Source organism: Anabaena sp. FACHB-83, from assembly GCF_014697485.1.
GTDB lineage: Bacteria > Cyanobacteriota > Cyanobacteriia > Cyanobacteriales > Nostocaceae > Nostoc_B.
Genome location: NZ_JACJRY010000049.1, coordinates 15,904 through 37,701 on the forward strand (window position 1 = coordinate 15,904; position 21,798 = coordinate 37,701).

Consider the following 21,798-nt stretch of genomic DNA (forward strand, 5'->3'; position numbering starts at 1 on the left):
GATTATGACAATACTAGTCAAAGGTTCTCAAGGTTATTTAATAAAACTTTTGCAGAGTTATTTAAAAGTTCTTCGATATTATCCCGGAGAAATTGATGGTAATTATGGTAATCAGACTCAAAACGCAGTAGACTTATTTCAAACGGAGGTAAAAATAGGCCCCAAAGAAGGAGTTGATGACGATACATGGAATGCGTTGGTTAAATGCCTTGAACCAATTACAAATCAAAGTCTAGAATTTAAAGAATTTGTTAAACAAGTTGACACTGCTCAAGTAGCAATTAAAAATATTCAAGCCCAAGTTGCAGATGCCAAAAAGTTTGTGGAAGCTGCTAAAAATGAAGCTATTGCTACTCAAGAAGCAAAGAATGCTGCGGAAGCTGCTAAAAATGAAGCTGAGTTAGCTTCTGCAAGATTGCTTATTTCTGCTTCTGTGGTTAGGTTGAAAGAAACTGCAAGACAAACTCGTTTGATTTGCGATGAAGCAGTCGCAGCAAGCGAAAATATTCAAAAAATGCAAGGACAGATTGATGAAATTATTAAGACAGCTAAAGAAAATGTTACCCAAATTAGATTAAGTAGCCCTAAATCAGAAGCAGACAATGCTTATCAAGTTGTCGCTAATGCTGAAAAGAGAGTAGAAGCAGTCCAAGAAATAGTAAAAAATGCTGAAAGCTTAAAGTTAAAAATAGAAGAACAAGCAGACACAGCTTTAAAAGCCGCACAAGAGGCGGAAACTCAAGAAAAAAAAGCTGCTATCGTCAACCAAAATATTGCAGAGATACAGAATGCAGTGACAGTTCAAGAAAAAGCAGTTCAAGATGCGGAAACAACGACAAAGGAAGCTTTAAAAGCCATTCAATCTGATCAACAAACAATTTCCGATTTAAAAGCAAAAGTAGAAGAAGATGTCAAAAACTTAGGAAATAACAAAGCACCATCTCCTCTATTAGTTGAACCATCTAATTTTTCACCTCTTTGGGATTTATTTAATCATAAAGATAATCTCCCCCCAACTCCACCTCCAACAGAAACTTCTAATCAACAGCCGGATAGTTTAACAAATACTAATTCATCTACTTTGATGCGTTTGTTTGAGTTGGATAAACCCGCAAGGTAAAAAATACTTTTCACACTTGTAAAATAAACATTCATTATTGAAGCGAAGGAAAATATGCCACAAGAATCTAGTGTTGTAGCTACTGTTAATGGTGCAGGAACAAGTTCCAACATTATTCCACAAGGTTGGGCTGTAGATAATGCACTAAAGTTCAGGAGACCAATTAGCGTTGATAATTATGCAGAAACAGCTTTAAAAGCAACCGCAGAGTGGATCACGATTAAGAAGTGGGAAGAATATAAAAAAGATTTTCAGGAAAAAGCCAAAGATCCTTCAAATGAAATTGCGAAAATTGGTATTGGTACTAATGCCAGAGACACACTACCAAAAAGACTGCCAATTGAGAAAATCGATGAATTGACCAAAAAGCTTGACACAAGCGGACTCGAAGATATTCCACGATTGTTGCTATCTAATTCCGACATTTATGCCTTTACTTTACTACAAGCAGTAGATGGAGTTAGATCAGACGATACTACTGGATTAACCAATGCGGTTCTGCTACGAATCACAGATGAACCCAGAAGATACTTTCTGGCAATGTTACTTGCAGAGGTTACGAATGATTTAAAAATCAGGATCACCACCGAAGAGAAAGACCCTAACAAAAATTGGCCTCGACTTGTAGAATTGACCCTCCAGCGTGGGATTGATATCAGAGTTGAGCAGGTAAGACCAGCAGTCATGGGTCTTTTGAGTATTTTATACCGTGAGGGAAATATTCCTTATTATCTTGATCGGTACATTAGTACACGTAGTAGTGCCATTCCAGCTACTTCATTTACCCCCATAATCAAGCAGTCAATAATTGATTACCTCATCAAACTGGGGGTAGTATTTAATGCTGCAAATACAGAAGAGAATTTTCAAAAAGGAGCTTACGACGAGTATTTTCTTCTGGCTTATAATGAAGCGGTAAAAAAAAGTGCGATCGCAGATGATCCTATAGATACAGCACGCATTAAAGGCGGTGAAGTCACCTGGAACTTTACGGTCGATTCTTTTGACTCTTTTGAGAATCAGGGTGTCATTCCTGCCAATATTAAAGCAGCAGGTGTATTAGACTACATTTATAATATTGGTGAGCGGATGCGCGTCTTTGATGTAGCCAATGCGCTGGTGTTACGTTGGGCAAGTGGAATGCTTGACATCCCTGGAGGTAAGACTGCTGCTGCTCTCTATCGCTTTCATAAACTACGTAATGAACGCAATACACCCGCAGAACGTGCCATGCTTTACAAGCGGGTACTGAATAAAGGAAATGGAAAACTACTATCTAACATGGTAGTCAATGAAGCATTTCCCACGCTTTGGCATCAATTAATGGCAGAGGTAGCAGAATATATTCGTAAGTCAGAACGCAGCAAAGATGTTTGGGTATCGAAGTCGCCACTTTTTCAAGCTACCAAAAACTTGCAATATAACCTCACCGAGCATATGACTGGTATGTCTCATGTGCAGGTGACAGAAGACTATGCCCACTTACAAGAAGCTTTAGACATTTTGCGTTCTGAGGAAATCATTAATAGTTTTGGTGGACGACGTAAGAGCCTTTGGAGTGTAATTGAGCAGGTTGCAAAAGAAGACCTTAATACTATGGTCGCAACAGCTACACTGCGAACGATTGCTGTAGAGGGCAACAAAATTTTTCAATGGGTTGCTGGTTTTGAGACAGAAGGTGCTGTCAGGGAAGCTGATTTTGAGACTCTACTCAGTGCAGCAGAATCTTGGATTATTGCCCAAGCATCAATGGAAACAGGAACTAATGGCAAATTCCTACCGCAAGGATCTGCTAGTTACCACAAAACTAGTACTAAACATAGATCCCTTCCCAGGAGTCGAGATACAGTAAAACCGAAGGAAAAAGGTGGCAATAGTGATTTTGATGATTGGGATGTGTAATTTGATTCATTGTGTTCACAAAAATTGAGGAGTATTTTAATCATGTCCGATCATCAAGAACTGAAAGACCAAGCTCGTAGTAAAACCAGATCCTTACTCGCCTATTCTCAATCCTTCCGCAATCTAGAACGGGAGGAACAGATGGCGCTGTATAAAGATTTGGTGAATGCTCACTACAACGATTTAGCTGAACAAAGCGGGTTATCTACCGAAATGGCAGCCGGTGATTTAATTGACGCAGACAGACACCGCAATGAACGGATTGGGGGTGCAGGTAAAGATGCTGCCGATATCATGGGTAAACTGGTTAACAAAGTTAATTTCCCTGGATTTGTGCGGGATTTACTTGTGGGTGTTTTTGATGCTAATCAAGATGCCAATGAACGGCAAATGAGAGCATATCAACAGCTATTACGAGAAGCGACTAAATCTTTGTCTGAATTTGTTAATTCAATTGATGATAACGAGGCTTTATTTCGTTTGACTCAGATGAATAATGATTACAAATTGAGTATGGCTAAAACATCTGGTCGTGGACGACGAGGACGACGAGGAGATAACAACCAGTCAGCAGCTCAAACCCAACCTGCAACAGAGACTCCAAAACCCATTCTTGTAGATAAGGATGGTAAAGAAGTCAACATGAACGACAATGTTATTCAAGCCAAGATTCTAGATACCAAACTAGCTCTTGCTAAAGAACGTCGCACACTACTGCGGGAAACAATTTTAATGGGGGTATCTCGCTTAGTTGTAGAAAAAGGTGTAATTCGGGCGAATGTCAAATTCAGAATTGATGCCTATGAAGACACAACTAACGATGATAAAGCCAACGAAACATTAACTAATTCCGTTGGTTTCAATGCAGGTTTCAACTTTGGTTCGTTTGGTTTTGGTACGAGCTTCAATCGCACAAAAAGTCAGGTTAGCATTGCTACTTCTAATACTGAAATGGGTTCAGAATTATCGGCAGAAATGGAAGGCTTTGTAGAAATTCAATTTAAATCTGACTACTTTAAGCTGGATAACTTCAGGGAAACTTTTGATTTGGGTCAGGGACAGGTTGCTCAAGTTCCAGCAGGTGCAGCACCACAGCAACAACTACCACCTCAAGTTGCACCCCCCGCACCACCAGTAACCCCTCAATAAACAAAAGCTATGGCACTGGCAATTTTGCGATTTTTAGAAAGTGATGGGGCAAAGAGCCGATTTCAGGTCGATTTGGGGACAAATCGGTTTTACACCTATGAGATTGGCGGTGATGAGGTGCAGCAGGTTCATGGTTTAACAAAACTGCAAGACCCCATTTATACATCGCCTTTAATCGGCCCCCTACCAGAAGAAAGCCTGGGAAGAACCATCCTAGAAGTCCCCAACAATAAATTCGATCACCAGCATCGCGCTATCCAGATTACCAGCTTTCGGAATCAGCAACGGCAAGGCCCTGCTATCTCTGACATTGTTCAGGTGACGAGCATTAGCCCTGCACCTGTTACTTCGTTCAGCTTTGCAACGACTTTGGAAACAGCTATGGATAAACAATCTGTCGAAACAGTTCCCTTTCAGTATCGAGAAGTGCCACCTGTGAGTGAGGCTATGTTCTTGGGTGGAGTACTGAATGCTGTCAAGAGCGTGGCAGCACCATTATTAAATGCAGCAGCCCCAGTATTGGGTGCTGTTACCGATGCTGTCTCAGGCGCACCTGGTGCTGCCGGAGGGGGAGGAATAGCCAGTTTGCTGAGTGGGTTATTACCACAGTTGACAGGCATCATCGGCGGATTGCTGCCCCAACTTATGGGCGGAGGAGCCACTACCGCAGGAGGAACGGCAGGGGTCGATCCTGGGATGGGACAGCCAGGACAATCCCCAGACGGCGCTCAGATAGCAAATGTTCTCGCTGGGCTGCTTCACCAGGTGGGCAGTGCTGCCGCACCAGGACAAACAGGGGCTGCTCCTGCTGTGGCTCCCGTTGTTAATGCGGTCAATGCTCCCGTGGCACAACCCAGAACTCCAGTTGCGGCAAGAAGACCAGCAGCGACACCAGGGGTTCAGCCAGTGATGAGGCGTGCGCCTGTGGCAGCTCGACCAACAATGGCAAGGGCAAAGTCATTGGCAATGTCGGCTCAAAATTATTATTCTGCTCTAGGGTATGATGCAGATGCTTATGGCTTCTCCATGTCAGAAGAAGAGGAGCCAGAGGCTTATGGTTTCTCTATGTCATCAGAGTACGCCAATTCCCTGTCAGCCGAGTATGCGGAATCGATGTTTATTCCAGCAATAGCAGGAATATTATCTGCCGTTGGGCCACAATTACTGAAACTTGCTCCAAGTTTGCTTTCGATGTTCGGCCCCCAACTGGGCAACTTGTTTGGTTCATTACTCAATCCACAGAAGGCGACATCTGGGCAGATGAGTACGATGTTGGGTTTGGATGAGCATGAAGATGGGGAAGATCAGGCGGTATTGATGGCGTTGAGTCTGGCTTTGGCAGCTTCTGCTACCCCAGATTTGGTCTATCAGCGAGTCGGTGCAGTGACGCTGGGGTTTGCTGATGTTACTCTGGTGATGATGCGCGGGAAGTCGCGTTTCCTCTATCGCCATGACCAGGATATTTCTTTTCCGCTCAAGTTGGAAACACCCCAGCCTGTGAGAAAAGCCCGGTTGCAACTGCTGGTGAAACATCCCAAGACGTTAAAGATAGTAATTGAGCAAAACTATCGGATTGAAAGTGCTAGTTCTGGTGTGGTGAGTGTAGTTCCCAGAATCAGTAAAGAACAACTGAAAAAACTCGCTCCCAATCATGAGTATTTGGTTTGTGTCACTTTAGTTTGGCAGGGGAGATCGAAGAAAACCAAACAGGTCAAACGGTTGGGTACGAGTACCATGCAACTAATTACATTAGTGGGCGAATACTTGTTTGACCGGGTTGAAGGCACAGGTCAAACCGTACCGCTCAATGATGTAGAACGCTTCCGTCCTTACTGGCACAAGGTTTGGCAGGGTGATTTCACCGATGATGTGCGGCGGATGAATTTTGAATGCAAATACTATTACGTTCTGGAGACACATCGCACAGAAAATGCCCGTATGGAAACGGTGACTCAAGTCTTGGAAGAAGATTTAGCGGGTCGAAAGAGCAGGCTGAAATCGGGTTTAATTGTCAGTCCCTATGGGTTAAATGAACTGCTGGGGCAAGTGTTTAACCATCCCCAGTTAAGTGAAGCAGAGTTGGCAGCTTTAGTGTCTTCAGAGTTTAAGGGACGGTTTAGCCATGCTGCCCGCACCGAGGTGAAATTTAGCGGCAAACCTCGACAAACTGTGGCGTTGTGGGTTTACCCAGAGTTCAAGTTGCAACAGGTGTTTTTGAAGCAGGTAGATCAGAGTAATGGGAATGGTCATGTGCTGGCGTTGAAGGAACATCTGGTTTATTTTCCGATGCCTGCTGTGGCTCATTTTATTGGAGTGAATACTTAGATATTTAGGAACATTAAACGGAATTTGAAATATCTGTAAAATCAACAGAAGAGGATAATGTATATGACAAGTTCAACACCAGGGAAAAAACGTTCTCTTGATCGGACAACAGCAACTCCCGATTTTTACACAAAAGATGGAGCATTACCTCCGAAAAGAAGCAGAAAACAATCAGCCCCCATAGAAGAACAAACTCAACCAAACATTAGTATTAGTATTTGTACTTGGAATATAAATCATATAACTCCCGCTAGTGAATCTCTACGAGAAAAGTGCGCTAGCATTGATTATATTTTGACTAAATTCCTTCCCGATTTGCTTGTTTTACAAGAGGTAAATCAACCTTTTGGCTTTTCTGATTTTCCAAAAAAAATAGGAGATAAAGTTTATAAAGTAACCTGGGGACCACACTTAGAAACTACTGACACTGAGTACACAGGCAAAAAACTGGGGTTACAAAATGAATATTATGCTGCTTTTTATTCAAACGAAATTGAAATCTTAGAAACATTTGTGATTCAAAACTCGCTTAAAATAGGACGCGGCAAATCTCAACCCGATCGTCCTGAATATGGCATTTTTGAGAGAAAGCCAGAGGAAACGAGCTTAAAGGAAAAAGAAAAAATAACATGGGTATACCATAGACCTGTGGTAATGAGAAAGTTAAAAAAGACTGGAAAAACTTTTCTTCTAGGAATTGTACATACTTCACCAAGTTACAAAGTTGAAGAAAGTGCCCGTGATTATATATGGGGAGCAACACAAATTGCTGGTAATGACTTATGGATTTTGGCTGGTGATTGGTATGTCCAAGAGACGGGAGAGAAAGAGACACCGAATATACCTTTACCTTCGCCGCCTAACAAAAAGTGGAAAGATTTTTTAGCTGATAATCGCTGTATATTAGTGAAACCAAAGAGGACTACATATCAAGGAGTTCTTCCAAAAGTAACGAATTTTCCCCATAATGGAAATGGAATGATTGCAGACTACTTTGTTACTTCTAACCATTTAAAAAATATGGATTGTATATTGCTAGGCCATGAAAAAGATCAGAATAGCGAATATAGTAAAAGAGAAAAAAACACTGTTCCCGGAAGCGGTTGGCCTAGCGATCATGCACCTGTCTTAGCCACTTTTGAGATCCAACCAATTAGCGCATCTCAAAGCCTTTTTCCCCATCATGAGTACGGTTTCACGGTGGCAATGTCGGATGAACCCGTTCTCCTCAACGGTATGAAAGTCATCTTCGACCAGCCTGTTGGAGTTTACCCCGTAAATCTTGAATCGAAAGAGGAGGCGCGTCGCAATGGAACCTGAAAATAAGCTGACCTCACCCACTCCTGCTGCAACAAATCCAGTTAAGTCAACCTATCCAAACCCGCCAAAACTGGATTTATTCGATGCAGCAACAACACCCCCAAAACCACCCGATCGCACTTTATTAATGCCTTTTTCCCAACTCGTAGAGGAACTCACAAATTACGAAAAACAACAAGTCGATCGCAACACAGGATTTGCTATGACGATCGCGCAACTAACGGTCGATATGCCGATCGAACTCAAAGTAACTGTAAACCATGACGGCAAGGTAAACCTCAAAGGTTCACCCCCCACCCAATTGGTGAAAACCACCATCATGCCCGTATTCCATCAAATGAGGCTAACGGTAGTGAGAGAGGATGGCGACGAATAGCAACAACCGCTCCTGGAATCTGGAAACCTTCCTCGATTCATTAATCTATGAGCTTGATAAAGCTCAAGATACCCTGTCTGTCAAGGGTATGAATCGAAAATTAACCTATACCGTGAAAGATGTCTCTCTTGACTTACAAATCTTTCCCGAATTTGACGGTGAAACAGTCCGATTCATTACCGCTCAACCAGGGGAAACAGGAGCTTCTAAAGTCACCTTTCAACTCGGTTCAATCCGCGATCACCAAATCCAAGAAGTTGCTAGAAAACCCCTCACCCGCAATGATATTTCCTTAGAAGAAGTTCCCCTACCAGAACCCGAAAAAAAGGAACTCAAAAAACTAGGGATTCGCTCTGCTGAAGACTTGCGGCGCACGATTGAAGAGCAAAATGTCGATATTGAAAAGGTTACAGATAACAAAGTCGATTACCAAGGACTCGCCAATCTGATTAACCAATCCAGCCGCAAAAAATTAGCACCCACCGTTTCTAAAGCCAGCCTGTCCCAAGCTCAAGGCAAAACTATTATCACACTGGAAGGCGAGAATTTAGCGATCGCCCAATCCCTCGATCAATTCCCCGTCGCTGCTATTAATAACGAACAGGTAGAGGTGATTTCAGCTAATCCCAAGGAATTGAAAATACAGGTGAATAATACTCATTTACAAGACAAAGAAAGCCAGTTAAAAATCGCCCTTGATCCCTATGCCATTGTGACAATGAATTTACAAATGGGGGAACAGGGAACAGGGAACAGAAAAAAGGAAACCGTATGAATAAATAAAGGGTTTTTAGATGTCAGACATCAATGATTTTAAAGACTTGAGAATTTGGCAAAAAGGCATAGATATAGCCGAAAAGTGCTATTTTTTGACTCAAATTTTCCCTAAAAATGAATTGTACGGAATGGTACAACAAATTAGGAGGTCTGCGGCATCTATTCCAGCTAATATAGCAGAAGGATATGGGAGAAGATCAACAGCCGAGTATATCAGATTTCTTAATATTGCCCAAGGGTCAATTAACGAATTATAAACACATATTATTTTATCTGAAAGGGTAAGACTATGTGAAAAACAAGATATAGACTTGATAATTTCTTTGCTCCAAGAAGAGAGCAGAATGATTATTGCTCTTATTAAAAAGCTAGAACAATAACTTCTGTTCCCCATTCCCTATTCCCCATTCCCTATTCCCCATTCCCTATTCCCCATTCCAACTACCATGTTTACTCCCAACTCTCGCAGTAATAATCGCCTGTTAGCTCTAGAGCAAGAACTGATGGGATGGAAGACTTCGCCCCAACAGCAGCAGAATGATTTAGAATCTGAAGAACTAGAAGATGAAGAAGTTAAGGAATTTCCCGCCCCATACAGCCAGCAAATCAGGTTTTATGGCGAACAGCCGCAAGATGATTATGAACCAGAAGAAGTAGAGAGCGATCGCCTAATTTCATCTCCCAGGCTGAATGTATCGAGAAACCAGTCACAACCCTTTTCTTATGTAGCATTAGCTCATACCCTAAATAATCACGCCAATCAGCGTTGGCAAAAAAATCTTACCCATTTTCAAAGTCAGCAGCATGAGTTAGAGCCATTAACAGACAACAATATATTAGAACCGCCAAGATTTAGCACCTCTGCATCTGTCTCAATTTCCTATTCCCCTCAGCCCCCTGCAAAAAATATACCAAGTCAGGAGAAATTATCTTTACATATTCCAGACATTCATCTTCCAGAAGCCGACTCAGCAGAAGCTTTCGCTAGTTCAGAGCAGGCGTTCTCCAGTGATGAACCGTCGTATACATCACTACTGCAAATCATACAGTCCGCTAGACAAACTAGCCCAGATGAGTTAGAAGCGGAAAACCTCTCCAGTGTTCAGACAATTGAAGTCGCAGCCGAGGCGATGCCTTCGGCAACGTCTTCGACAAACGCACCAGAGAAAACAGACAGTACAGAACTTACCAATACTGACAATTCCCTATCTGTATTGGTTTTTACAGCCCCCAATGAAGCGATCGCACAACCAAACATAGACGCAAAAAAACAGACTAAAACCGATGATTCCGAGTCTGTATTGGTTGATGTATTTGAAGAAACAGAAATTGTGAAACCTACTAATCAAGATGAGCAGGTTTCTGTTGCAGATACAAACTACTTTTTTTCAGATGCGTATACTTCAGAAATCTATGAGTAAAATTTAGTTTTTTATTATACCACGTTTACTAATAAATTTATGAGATTTGGAGTCTTTTATGTCTAATTTCCTGCATTCTAACAACGGTTCACTGTTTGCACTTGAGTATAGTTTATTCAATAAAATAACTGACCAGCAGACATCTGAGCAATTCACCGATGAGCAAGAGGAAGAGATTCCGCAGACAACCACACAAGCCTTTGATGTCGGAGAAGCGATCGCTTTAGAATATCAGGAAAATACCGAGCCTGATTTCGAGTCGATGAGTAGCCAGTATGGCGAAGAAGATGATGATGATCCTGAAGCTTACACTAGTCGGGGTTTTGATCTGCAATCAGAAAACATCCCCACCTATGATGTAGAAGCCTTTACCATTGAAGATGAAGAAACACCCCAGTTAAACGAGAACCCACTGGCTGAATCTCATTCTCTATTTACCTTAGAGCAAAGTGTATTCACCTCTTCTAGAAACGGACAAGCACATCAATTTGCCGAAGAAGCAGAAAATACAGAATTAGATGAACCAGCTTTATCAGAATCCCATTCTCTATTTGCTTTAGAGCAGAAAGTTTTAAAGCCAACTCACAAAAACCTTGCAGCGCAACAATTTGCAGTGGCAGAATCCTTTAGTCAGGATGTAGAAGCACAGGCTTTTGACTGGGATGAGGCGATCGCCTTAGAATACGAACTATCCGCTTATCCTACCGCATCTACTTTTGACTGGTTGCCTACTGATGAAAGTAGCCATAGTTTCGAGGATGAATCATTACCTTTTGAAGTCGAAGCTTTTGAGGTAGAAGAAGAACCAGCATCAGCACCAGTAGATGAAGATTATAGTGCTAGTCGGGCTTATGGATTCGATGTCGATGATGAGCAGTTAGAACCCAAACCAGAAGAGTTAAACAATAGTCAGTCTTATGGATTTGATACTGACGATGATGAACCAGTAAAGCCTACACCTCAGAAGAGTCACGATGCTGTGGCAATTCCTGTTAATGCTACTGTGGTGACACCACTGAGTCCACCGCTTAAGTCGGCTCAACCCGTTGAAGCCTTGAGCGATAATGATTTTGATGAGCTAGAGCATGGTACTGTGAGCGATCGCACTGCCGATGCCGAAGCGTTTGCAGCCGATTTAGCAGCTATCATGCGGGGTGAAAAAGTTTACGAACCTCCAGCAAAAACACCCGCGCCACTACCGCCCTCACCTCAACTTCAACCAGTGCTTCCATCCCAAGCCCAATCTGTAGCACCCAAGAAATCAAGCCCTCACGATATTTTTGACCAAATGGGCAGAAATATGGCTCATGCGACAGCATTTGATTTGGGTACATTTTCGTTAGAACAGCGTTTTGATGAATTTGATCGCCTATTAGATGAACAGGAAAGTACATCATTAGCCTATACAGAAGAAGACTCTGAATCAGACCATGAAAATATATCTACAAAAGCCCAATCTTTCGATTTCGATGATGAAGAATTAGCAGCAGATGTAGCTGCGCTCAGTGTAGATCAACCTTGGCAAGCGGTACAATTTGGTCAAAAAGGTTCAAAGGGATCTGTTAAACAACCAAAATCATCGTCTCAAGCACCTAAAACTAAGGGTACGGCTGTTACTCCAACTTCTCCAGAAGTGTCACAAACGAAATTGATATCTGGAGATAATGGAACGTATCCAAAACAACAGTACGATTTAGACAAATTTCAACTGGAATTATATCCCTACGTAAAAGCACCAGATAATCGCTTTGAAGATGGCGTAGCTCTTCACTATGGAGCAGAATTCAAAGTGAATTTTTGCAGAGGAGGTAATCAACAGAACACAGTAGGACTTATTCAACTTATCTTCCCACAAACAAAGATATTTGACCATACGGTCGTCCAGCAATGGAATGTGGACAAAAGAGAACCAGACGATCATCCCATCACGATAGGCAAGTGTTTATATGGGAACGACCACGACAAAATTTCTTCCTCATATTATGAGGGTGAATTGAAACGATTTTTATCACCAACTGAGTGTTGGCTGATTGATACACCTAAAGAATTGAATAATAGCTTCGATAAGGGATCTTTCAAAGGAGTGACTAACACCAAATTCGCTCAATATGTTGTTGAGTTGAGTAGTAAAGACGGTATTATCTTTAACCAAGGCATTGTTTGGGGATACTCAGTCGTTCAAAATGCCCAAGATCCAACTAAGTTTGATGTGCTTATGCAGCCTCCTCGCAAGTCTTTCTTGAACAAAGCAAGCGAGCATCTGAAGGCAATCTCGACTTTTATAGAAAAGACAACAGACGAAATCAAAAGCTACATCCGGTAACTTTTCACGAGATATCGAAGTCAAAACTAGGGTATGAATTGTGTGATTGCAACGGAGATGGGATGAAAATGTGATCGCCAAGGTGGGGTGAAAGTGTAACATCGCGTGTACGCACATATCATCACAACTAGTGTGTAAATTGTGAAACACTGGATGAAAATGCGACCATACTCTTGATCAAGTCATTTTTTTAAAAAGGAATATAAAAAAGAATAAGTAGAGCGGCGTAAATATTTGTAGCTGAGAAAAGGCAGCAGGTAGGAGGCAGAAGGCAGGATGGGAAAGGGTTTTAGGTTAGTTAGCTTTTCTTAACATAGTTCGGTTTTTTCTCAATGAGTTACTTATAAGAAAAAGGAGCATACATTCCATGCCAGAACGAAAATCAACAGAAGTAGCAAAAAACACACAAGGTAATTTAGAAGTTCTACAATTTCTATTTCTAGGGCTACCAATAACTCCAGATACACAGCCCGAAGAAGATTCTAACGCTCTGCAAAACTATAAAGTTTTCAAATCTTTATTTGGACTTGAGGAAGACTTGCAAAACTCCTCTGTAGAGACAACTAACGATGAAATTACTTGTTCTACAGCCCACAATGAGAATATGCCCGATTATCAAAAGCCAACAACTTCATCAATATCTCTAAAACCTAATGGAAAAGTAGAACAGCCAACTCAAGCAGATAGCAAGTCAACTACTATTTCCTCCAATACACCAGCAATCGGGGATAATTCGCAAAATCCATTGAATATTCAAGACAAACAGATAAAAACCTCTTCTAAACTAGTTGAACATTCTGATGTCTTAAATGATGATGTTGCTTTGACTCAAAATCCGATTGAAAAAGCTCCAATTTCGGTTAATGTATCAACAGTTGTTGAAACTGCACAGCAGCAAGCAGAACTTGCTATTTCTCAAACTCAAGCCGCACAACAGAAAGCCGAAATTATCTTAAATCAAACTCAATCTGTACAACTACAAGCCGAACTTGTCCTCTCTCAAATTCAAGTCACACAGCAGAAGGTAGAAAGTAGCTTAATTGAAACTCAAACTATACAAGAGCAAGCTAAAACTACTCTCAATCTAGCACAATTCATACAACAAAAGATAGAAATCACTGATCCTGTTACAGAAAAACTACTTCAACAGGCTAAAGAATTACAACTGAATCCATCAGACAAATTACCTTTGCCATATTATCCACCAATAGAAATAAAGCAATCTTACTATTTTTTTAAAAATCATAAGTCAATCTTTATAGGCACTATTATAGCTGTAGTTTTGTTGTCGTTTTGGTTCACTCAAATCATAAAATCGCCTAAGCATTCTTTAAATATATCTACTCTTTATATTGATCCAGTAAATGGAAATGATATTAATCAAGGTAATGAATACGCACCGTTTAAAACGTTGTCGCGTGCGCTCAAGCAAGTGAAATCAGGAGATACATTAATGGTGAGTCCGGGAGTTATCCAAGAAAATTCACAGTTATCAATACCTCAAAATGTTACGGTTAAAATCCTGCCTATGACTGCACCTGTTCCCATCAGTGATATTGAAAACCATTGGGCTGCTAAATGGATTCGTCCATTAGTTACTAAAGGAATTATTTTAGGTTTTCCAGACGGAACTTTTAAGCCTGATGCCTATCTAACTCGTGCGGAATATGCCACACTACTGAGTAAGGCTTTTCAACTACCAGAAAGTAATCTTCCTATAAAGTTTAAAGATTTAAAACCTACTCATTGGGCAGAGAAGAATATTCAAAAAGCTAACGCAAGCCAATATCTCAAAGGTTTTCCAGACAAAAATTTTCATCCTGAAGATACTATTCAAAAGGTAGAGGTAATTGCTTCTTTAGTTAGTGGATTAAAGTTAAGCACCACGCAAGATAAAACAAAGCTCAATATATATGAAGATGCAAATAGTATCCCGGAGTGGTCTAAAGAAGCAGTGGTAAGTGCAAGTTTCAATCAATTAATTATCAACTATCCCAATCCCCAAAAATTAAATCCTACTAAAAATGCTACTCGTGCAGAGGTAACTGTTATGCTTTACCAAGCAATGGTGTTGAAGAAAGAAATGCCCGAAATAGAATCATCCTCTTTAAATTAACCATCATGAAAGCAGCACAGCGTAAAAGTAAACGCATCTGTTAAAGTATACTCCTTCTTTTTGAGAGCGATCGCTACCCCTCCCACTTCACCAGCATCCCATCCGCCGCAACCAAGCCCCACTGCGGACACTTCGCCACCAGTTTTTTGATCACAATCCTCAAAGCAGGGTCATCAGCCCAACACTCCATCAAGAAATCATCCCCTGGATTTTCGCGCCATTGTTCCGCTATCTTGAGCTTTTCCATCCGCCAGGGTCGTATTCTTGATCTCTCAACGACTGCCTCATAAGACCATTTTTCAGGATCTGAATCAGCCGCTACAGCACAAACGCCTTCAGAATGGGCTTTTGGTTCCTGTGCTGGCAAATTCGACTCGGCAGGGGCGGCGGTAATTGTGTCTTCATGGGTGACTCCCAACTCATCACCCAGTTCCTGGTTCTTTTCTACCAACGAAGCAGATAGGCTCTGTTGAGCTTGGTTTTGGGACTGATTGAGGTTTTCAAAATTTGAATCGGCAGGGGCGGTGGAAAAATTGTCCTCATGAATGATTTCCTGGTCAACACCCAATTCCTGATTCTTTTCTACCAACGAAGCAGATTGACTCGGCACAGCATCCACAAGCGTAAGCGTCGTGCAGTCCGTTACCGCAGGTAACTCTTCTTTCTCTTCCACGCCAAGGACAGTTTGAGGCGACGCGCCTTTTGGGGGCGCGTCAGCCGTCTCATCAACACACAAATTTTTGTTTTGCGTGGAAGAAACACACCTCACAAACTCTACTGAAGAGTTTGTGAGGTGTTTCTGAACAGTTCGTGAGGGTTCGTAGAACCCTTGCTCTGACTGCGTTTTATCTGAAATAGACGCTGTGTAATTACAACGCATTTCTTCAGAACTAGCATTCACCTCTGCATTCTCAGCATTTGATTCTTGTTTTGTGGAATTTGGTTTTTCAGTATTGACCTTCTCCCAAAACTCTTTCATGCGACTGCCATGCAAATTCTGCACCATCCAGCCAACTGTCTCGCGTCCGTCTTGTATTGATTTGTCCGGCTTAAAAATGAACAGACCACTTTCAGAGAGAATTTTCTTTGCACAGATGAAACTGCTGTAGCCCAGGTTTGTTGATAGGGGCATCCACCGCGAACCGAATGGGTCAGATGTCCAACATTCCTGCCATAATTGATTGACTGATGGTTTTTGTTGCGAAGCCCACAACATATCTTCAATGGGGATGATTACATGAAGCCGTTTGTATGGAGACTGTGGTTTCTCCTTAGTAGGCTTTTTGGTGGGTTTTGTAATGGTTGCTGTCATTTTACAATCTCCTAAGTATTGGCGCACAACAATTTCACCCAAGCGATAACGCTGGGTTATGAATAGTTGGAAACGTTGTCTAAAAAGTCACAATCTACGTGTTACAAAAGCCGCAATTCGTTCTTGAAATATCGGTCAGTCTTTTTCGGTTTGTCTTTCCAATGCTGCCAAGCCACCCAGACCTCATCCCCCATGTCTTCGATAACTTCACCCTTGGCGTTGTACAAAGCGCAGTAGATATCCGCGTGGGCAACAATCGACCCAAGCCCAATAATCAGTTCGCTATCAGAAGAACCAGACTTGTTAAGGGCTTCGTCAGGAACCAATGGTTCCGTAATGAGTGAGGATTCAGTTTTCTCAAGGACAGCAATTAACTCTGTCTCTTGTGGGGTCAACTCTGCCCAGTAGTCAGCTTTGATAACCTCGTATTCCTGCGCCACTTCCAGATAGTCCCACCAGCTACACCCAGGCTTGGATAATACAGCCCGAATATCACTAACTGCTTGGGGTATGAGTTGCAGTTGCTCGGCTCGATATGCGATCGCGCTTTGGGTTGGTTCACTCCCCAGAATTAACGCCGCAGCTTGCAGGGCTTGGGTATTGTTCATGGCACTGGCCAGATTACCCAACGCAATACCCATGAGCCGTAAGCATTCTTGGGCATTTTCCTTGGGTGGTTCTTCGGCAAGCGATCGCAGATCAATTGTTTCATCCAAAGCTTTCTTGACTTGTTTATTGAGAGCCTTGGTTGCCTGTTTGGTGAGAGTATTGCTCCATTCCTGAGCCGGACGTTCTTGTACGACATTTTCTAGTTCCTGAATACGTCGCTGTAACCGTTGGTTCTCAAGCTCCAACTGCCTCAAGCCTTCCAACTCGAAAAGTCGATGTTGTAATTGGATGTTTTCTTCCTTCTGCTGCTGAAACAGGTTTTGTAAAGCGGTCAATTGCTCTTGAACTTGTTGTTCTGCCAATTCAGCAGCTTCCGCCTGTAACCCAATCCTCAAATCCTGTTCTAACCGTTCCAATTCTTGCTGGTGTTGCTGCTTGAGTTGGGCGATCGCTTCGACGTATTCTTTGGGGTAGGTTCTTTCTTGGCTAAATGACTCAATTGCGCCATCATTACTCAAATCCACATTGTTCACCAGTTCTCTATCACCATCCGCAAAAGTCACAATCTGTTGCCAGTTGTTCGGTGCGTCTGCTTCGATGGTTCCTTCTTCACCGTAGCGGGGGTGAGTTGGTGAGGTGACTTTGACTGTGTTGGTTTTAGGAACCAATGGTTCCTGATTTTGGTGAAATATTGGTTCTTCAATTTTCGGAACCAATGGTTCCTGAGCTTTTTGGCGTGGCAGACGAGGAACCACCTTGTTAGCCGCAGATGCAAAGTCTGATTCGCTGGGTGAAGGGTTTTGCTGGAGTGCGATCGCAACAGCCTGTTTTAGTTTTTCTGGTTCCTTGACTAGCCGTAGTAATGAACGGGCTTGACGCTCATTTTTAATGTGTTCGCCCAATTCATCAGCCGTGTCCCTAACTTTTTTGGCTCCCAGCAGTTGATTGATTCTGCGGTAGCCACCCCAAGCAGATAACTCAGCTTGGCAGTATTCCTCAAAACTTTTATAGCCAGCTTCACGATAAAGCTGATTGTCACGCATCTGTAATATTTCCTCGACAGCTTGCCATTCAAAGCGGTCGATGGCGGTGAAGGTTTCTTTGATGCTGGTGTTGAGAATGCCAAAATTAGGCGTAGATGCTGTTTTAACAGTGTACTGGTCAATAACAGCATTCTCCTGGGTGCATAAAGCAGGGGTATTTGATATTGTTTGTGTAGTCATGAACTTAAAAACCGTTCGTGAAACTACCCTCCCTAGTGTCTGCCTGGAAAACATCACTAGGGAGGTTTTTATTTTGTCATGACATTTAGACTAACATAGTATGTACAAAGTGAACCACAAAAAACTAAACCCGCCTAATCATTGGCGGGCTTTTCTTTGATACTGTCTAGAATTCGATCTCGCATTTGCCTGAGAGACTCATTCTCTTCTCTCAGGCGGCTAATTCCCCCAACAGTTGCTGCTTGAGTAACGCAATTTCACCTCCTAGCTCCTGCCGAAGTTCTGCTTTAATTTCCTCGCGTAGCCCTTGTTTTAACTCCTCTAGTTCATTATTTCTAGACAAAACCCCCAGATAGCTATCAATCAAGTCTAAAAGTACCTCAGAGGCGTTTTTCCCTTCTTGCTTGACTTTGTTCATGAAAGCTTCTTTCTTTTCAGTGCTAATTCGCACCATTATTCGGTTGTCTGCATTCATATATGATTCCTGTCCATACGTTTTGCCATTCTCAAGCTACCAATCTACTTAAGTCATGACAAGTGTACTAACAATATAGCCTTGTTACTGCAACTTCCTCACTATTTTTGTCAGTACAAATGTGTTGACAATGTACATCAAATTGTTTATACTAAGTTTAGATTAAAAAACAAAAGGCAATCGCCCTGTCTGGAAAACTAGCGACTGCCCTTTGCGAAAACCTAACCCCATTAAGAGGTAGGAGATCCTCATTATGAATCATTTCACTTATCCAACGCAAGTATCCAAAGCCTTCAACTGCAACACAATAGACGAGCAAACCACAGCACAGTCCGAATTTTACAACCACCTCGAAACGCAAGCCAAACAAGCAACCCAAACTACCGACCCGCTTACATCTCGTGACCGCCGCATCATTGCCGAGATTATCGAAGTAGATCCCGAATCAATCCGCACAATTTGGCTCGAAGCCGGAATCACCGTATGGGTGCAACTAGTAGACGGTGGACGTTTGCCATTCGACCGAGACTGGTTTTCCAAAAGAGTTGCAGAAGTTAAAGCAACACTACCCGAAACCCCAAGAGAACGCAACGATCGCCTGAGCGACGAATTAGAAACAGCTTGTCACAGATACGGTTTAACTCACGGAGAGATTGACTGGCTCTCGTTTAGCACGACCCTTTATTTCAACAACCGAAGAGTGGGGTTTGTAGGATACAACCGCGCAGATCAATGGTACAGCAGACAAAGGCCATTGGGGGGCAGTCGCACAACTGACAGTATTGATGCAGCGATCGCACTATTGGGAATCAGACAACCAGTAGCCGCATAGTACCGCAAGTAGAAAAGGCGATCGCATCCTTCAACAGCGATCGCTCTCTCACCACGATGAATGCAAAATACAGCAAATATGTCTTTCCTTCAAGATCCTGACTGGGGCGAGTGCTGCAAACCAATACTTCTATCACCAACACACCCAAACGCAGAGTTAATTAAAATCTCTGGTTACACGCTGGTTTACTGTAGCGGTGCTTGTCCCAAAATCTACCGTGTTTACAAAGGCGAATCAATGCTGGGTTTGGTGTTTCAACACCTCACGCACTGGTCAAGTGGAGTAGATCAGATTCGTTACGCCAAGCCACTGAATGCAGTAGTGGCGCTCGATGATTTTCTTCTAGCTGCAAGTATGACCAAAACAACTGACGAAAATATTGCAGCGTAAATCAGATTTTCTATCTCAACAAATAACCATTCACTAACTAAAACAATGGAACCCACGATCTCAATCCCTCCGGGTTGGCATTACCCACGCTTTGGCTTTGGACAACGAACAGAACACGGTCAAATCATCGGACTCAAGTATTACGCCGAGGACACGTATCTAGCAGACGAATACGGTGCAGGTTGGCGTTATATTCTGTTGCTTGACAAGCACGGTGAAGATGAAGAACATCGTACTGAAGATGAAATAAATCTACTTTCACCACAAGAATTAAAAACAACGTTAGAGGCAGAAATCCAGAATCATCAGCGTCAAATTCAATCACTAAAACATCAATTAGATGCTATTCCTGCAATTGTTTTAGCTGCTAACTCTACACTTGGAGGAACCACTCAACCAAGTTATCCACCTTTGCACGATTTGGTTGATGCCGGAAAGTTCATCCTCAAAGAAATTGCCAAACATCCCGATTATTTAACACTAGAATATCAACCCGACCTGACTATTGGTGATGCTGACACTGCGCTTTCTTATTTGGAAGTAGAACTTGAGCTTCCAGGAAATAGCAAATGAACTCTGTGGTGGCGATTCAATTACAAATCGCCACTAAAAATATTAGTCCTATTTTGATAAATTTTTTGGAGGTTTACTAATGTGTACTAAATGGGCAGAAAAAGAGCTAGGAACTCTCGAAGAAATGGCAGAGATGTACACCCCGGAACAAATAGTTTTTCGGCTAAAAAGACGCGGTTATTATCGCACAGTATCAGCCGTTAAGAATAAATTGTATTCTTTGGGGTATTCTACTCGCCCAATTCTTGATAATTACAGTTGTAGTGAGATTGCAAAAAATCTTTGCTTACACCCGACTACTGTTACTTATTGGGTCAGACAAGGTTGGTTAAAAGCTAAAAAGCGTTGTACCAGTTGTTATCAAGTCAAAAGTCGGGATTTGAAGCAGTTTTTTAAGAACCCGCCTGCGTCAATTAGAAAACACATTGCAGCGATAGATCCGCAGGTTGTAAAGTATTTGGCGGGGTAGTTATCTCACAGAGAAAGGCACAATAATTAGAACAAGGCGATTCCAAAAGTGAGTCGCCACATTTTTAATTTTATCTAATATAATAACTTAATTTACTATTAATTAATCAAGGTATAATACTGGCATAATTGCTATTAATGTTTCAGATGACAAACAAATTATGATTGACCATGACAGACTATTCAAAGAATTATTATCTACCTTTTTTGTGGAATTTCTCGATTTATTTTTACCACAAATTTCCAGCCAGATAGACCGTGATTCAATTCAGTTTTTACCCCAGGAAGTGTTGACTGATGTCACTTCTGGAGAAAAAAAGGAAATTGATTTACTGGCGCAAGTGCGTTACCAAGGACAAGAAACTTGTTTTTTAATCCATGTCGAAAATCAGTCTTACACCAAGAAAGAATTTGCCAAGCGGATGTTTAAGTATTTTGCTCGACTGCACGAAAAATATGATTTACCAATTTATCCAGTGGTGATTTTTTCTTTTGATGAACCATTACGTCCTGAACCTCAACACTATCGCGTTACATTTGGCGATTTCAATGTGTTGGAATTTCAGTTTGCTGCTATTCAACTCAATCGTTTAAGCTGGCGGGATTTTCTAACTCAACCAAATCCAGTAGCCGCAGCATTGATGTCGAAAATGAATATTCCCAAACAAGAGCGTCCGCAGGTAAAAGCAGAATGTTTGCGATTGCTGGCAACCTTAAAACTAGACCCAGCCCGAATGCAATTAATTTCTGGGTTTGTGGATACTTATTTGCGATTGGACGAGACTGAAAAACAGGTCTTTCAAGCAGCAATCAGTACAATGGGGTTAGATGAGCAGGAGGAAGTTATGGAAATTGTTACTAGTTGGCAAGAAGAAGGCGCTCAAAAGGCAAAAGAAGATATTGCATTGAATTTACTACGTGAGGGTATGACAACTGAAACAATTGTGCGCGTAACAGGGTTAACGTTGGAGCAAGTGCAGCAATTACAAGCACGAATGCAACAAGAGAATTGATTAGATTGTACTGATTATTCTAACGTCCAACTTCCGTTCTAAACCCACGGTGCGTTTGCTGTTCAAGAGTTTAC

General features: G+C 41.9%; 19 protein-coding genes. 16 read left to right on the forward strand and 3 right to left on the reverse strand.

Features of this window, described 5'->3' with window-relative positions:
- The first annotated feature begins 4 nt into the window (after window positions 1-4).
- The 11 genes from H6G79_RS30665 to H6G79_RS30715 all read left to right on the forward strand — a co-directional run bounded on the left by H6G79_RS30665 (window position 5) and on the right by H6G79_RS30715 (window position 14,829).
- On the forward strand, window positions 5-1,120 hold the full coding sequence (locus H6G79_RS30665; RefSeq protein WP_190594321.1) for a peptidoglycan-binding protein: 1,116 nt from the start codon (window positions 5-7) through the stop codon (window positions 1,118-1,120).
- Between the two features lie 54 nt (window positions 1,121-1,174).
- A complete protein-coding gene (locus H6G79_RS30670) occupies window positions 1,175-3,022 on the forward strand; it encodes a hypothetical protein (RefSeq protein WP_190594320.1) in 1,848 nt (615 codons plus the stop codon).
- Between the two features lie 42 nt (window positions 3,023-3,064).
- The gene (locus tag H6G79_RS30675) at window positions 3,065-4,171 is read left to right on the forward strand and encodes a hypothetical protein (RefSeq protein ID WP_190594319.1); all 1,107 of its coding nucleotides are present in this window, start codon (window positions 3,065-3,067) and stop codon (window positions 4,169-4,171) included.
- A gap of 9 nt (window positions 4,172-4,180) precedes the next feature.
- Window positions 4,181-6,496 carry a hypothetical protein gene (locus H6G79_RS30680; protein WP_190594318.1) on the forward strand — a complete coding sequence of 772 codons (2,316 nt, stop codon included), beginning with the start codon at window positions 4,181-4,183 and terminating at the stop codon, window positions 6,494-6,496.
- Window positions 6,497-6,559: 63 nt separating this feature from the next.
- Window positions 6,560-7,816, forward strand: coding sequence for a hypothetical protein (locus H6G79_RS30685; RefSeq protein WP_190594317.1), 1,257 nt, complete (start codon window positions 6,560-6,562; stop codon window positions 7,814-7,816).
- Entirely contained in the window at window positions 7,806-8,192 is a 387-nt protein-coding gene (locus tag H6G79_RS30690; protein ID WP_190594316.1) for a hypothetical protein, read from the forward strand. Before H6G79_RS30685 ends, H6G79_RS30690 begins: the two co-directional genes overlap by 11 nt.
- Window positions 8,179-8,967 carry a hypothetical protein gene (locus H6G79_RS30695; RefSeq protein ID WP_190594315.1) on the forward strand — a complete coding sequence of 263 codons (789 nt, stop codon included), beginning with the start codon at window positions 8,179-8,181 and terminating at the stop codon, window positions 8,965-8,967. The genes H6G79_RS30690 and H6G79_RS30695 overlap by 14 nt, the downstream gene beginning before the upstream one ends.
- A gap of 19 nt (window positions 8,968-8,986) precedes the next feature.
- Entirely contained in the window at window positions 8,987-9,226 is a 240-nt protein-coding gene (locus H6G79_RS30700) for a four helix bundle protein (protein WP_242048636.1), read from the forward strand.
- A 189-nt stretch (window positions 9,227-9,415) separates the two neighbouring features.
- Entirely contained in the window at window positions 9,416-10,390 is a 975-nt protein-coding gene (locus H6G79_RS30705; RefSeq protein WP_190594314.1) for a hypothetical protein, read from the forward strand.
- A gap of 58 nt (window positions 10,391-10,448) precedes the next feature.
- Window positions 10,449-12,713: a hypothetical protein gene (locus tag H6G79_RS30710; protein ID WP_190594313.1), complete on the forward strand. Its 2,265-nt coding sequence runs from the start codon at window positions 10,449-10,451 to the stop codon at window positions 12,711-12,713.
- Window positions 12,714-13,317: 604 nt separating this feature from the next.
- Window positions 13,318-14,829 carry an S-layer homology domain-containing protein gene (locus H6G79_RS30715; RefSeq protein ID WP_190594312.1) on the forward strand — a complete coding sequence of 504 codons (1,512 nt, stop codon included), beginning with the start codon at window positions 13,318-13,320 and terminating at the stop codon, window positions 14,827-14,829.
- 73 nt (window positions 14,830-14,902) lie between these two features.
- Here the strand turns inward: H6G79_RS30715 and H6G79_RS30720 are convergent, their stop codons facing one another.
- From H6G79_RS30720 to H6G79_RS30730, 3 genes are all read right to left on the reverse strand, one after another.
- Window positions 14,903-16,141, reverse strand: coding sequence for a hypothetical protein (locus H6G79_RS30720; RefSeq protein ID WP_190594311.1), 1,239 nt, complete (start codon window positions 16,139-16,141; stop codon window positions 14,903-14,905).
- A gap of 101 nt (window positions 16,142-16,242) precedes the next feature.
- Window positions 16,243-17,973, reverse strand: coding sequence for a hypothetical protein (locus H6G79_RS37050; protein WP_242048638.1), 1,731 nt, complete (start codon window positions 17,971-17,973; stop codon window positions 16,243-16,245).
- A gap of 211 nt (window positions 17,974-18,184) precedes the next feature.
- Complete coding sequence (locus tag H6G79_RS30730; RefSeq protein WP_190594310.1) at window positions 18,185-18,448, reverse strand: hypothetical protein; 264 nt, start codon at window positions 18,446-18,448, stop codon at window positions 18,185-18,187.
- A 253-nt stretch (window positions 18,449-18,701) separates the two neighbouring features.
- Between H6G79_RS30730 and H6G79_RS30735 the strand changes: the two genes are divergently transcribed.
- The 5 genes from H6G79_RS30735 (at window position 18,702) to H6G79_RS30755 (ending at window position 21,724) form a co-directional block, all read left to right on the forward strand.
- Window positions 18,702-19,280, forward strand: a complete 579-nt coding sequence (locus tag H6G79_RS30735; RefSeq protein WP_190594309.1) for a hypothetical protein — start codon at window positions 18,702-18,704, stop codon at window positions 19,278-19,280.
- Window positions 19,281-19,358: 78 nt separating this feature from the next.
- Window positions 19,359-19,670 carry a hypothetical protein gene (locus H6G79_RS30740; protein WP_190594308.1) on the forward strand — a complete coding sequence of 104 codons (312 nt, stop codon included), beginning with the start codon at window positions 19,359-19,361 and terminating at the stop codon, window positions 19,668-19,670.
- 45 nt (window positions 19,671-19,715) lie between these two features.
- On the forward strand, window positions 19,716-20,243 hold the full coding sequence (locus tag H6G79_RS30745; RefSeq protein ID WP_191049387.1) for a hypothetical protein: 528 nt from the start codon (window positions 19,716-19,718) through the stop codon (window positions 20,241-20,243).
- A 79-nt stretch (window positions 20,244-20,322) separates the two neighbouring features.
- Entirely contained in the window at window positions 20,323-20,712 is a 390-nt protein-coding gene (locus H6G79_RS30750) for a hypothetical protein (protein ID WP_191049388.1), read from the forward strand.
- 160 nt (window positions 20,713-20,872) lie between these two features.
- Window positions 20,873-21,724, forward strand: coding sequence for an Rpn family recombination-promoting nuclease/putative transposase (locus H6G79_RS30755; RefSeq protein ID WP_190595267.1), 852 nt, complete (start codon window positions 20,873-20,875; stop codon window positions 21,722-21,724).
- Window positions 21,725-21,798 lie beyond the last annotated feature (74 nt).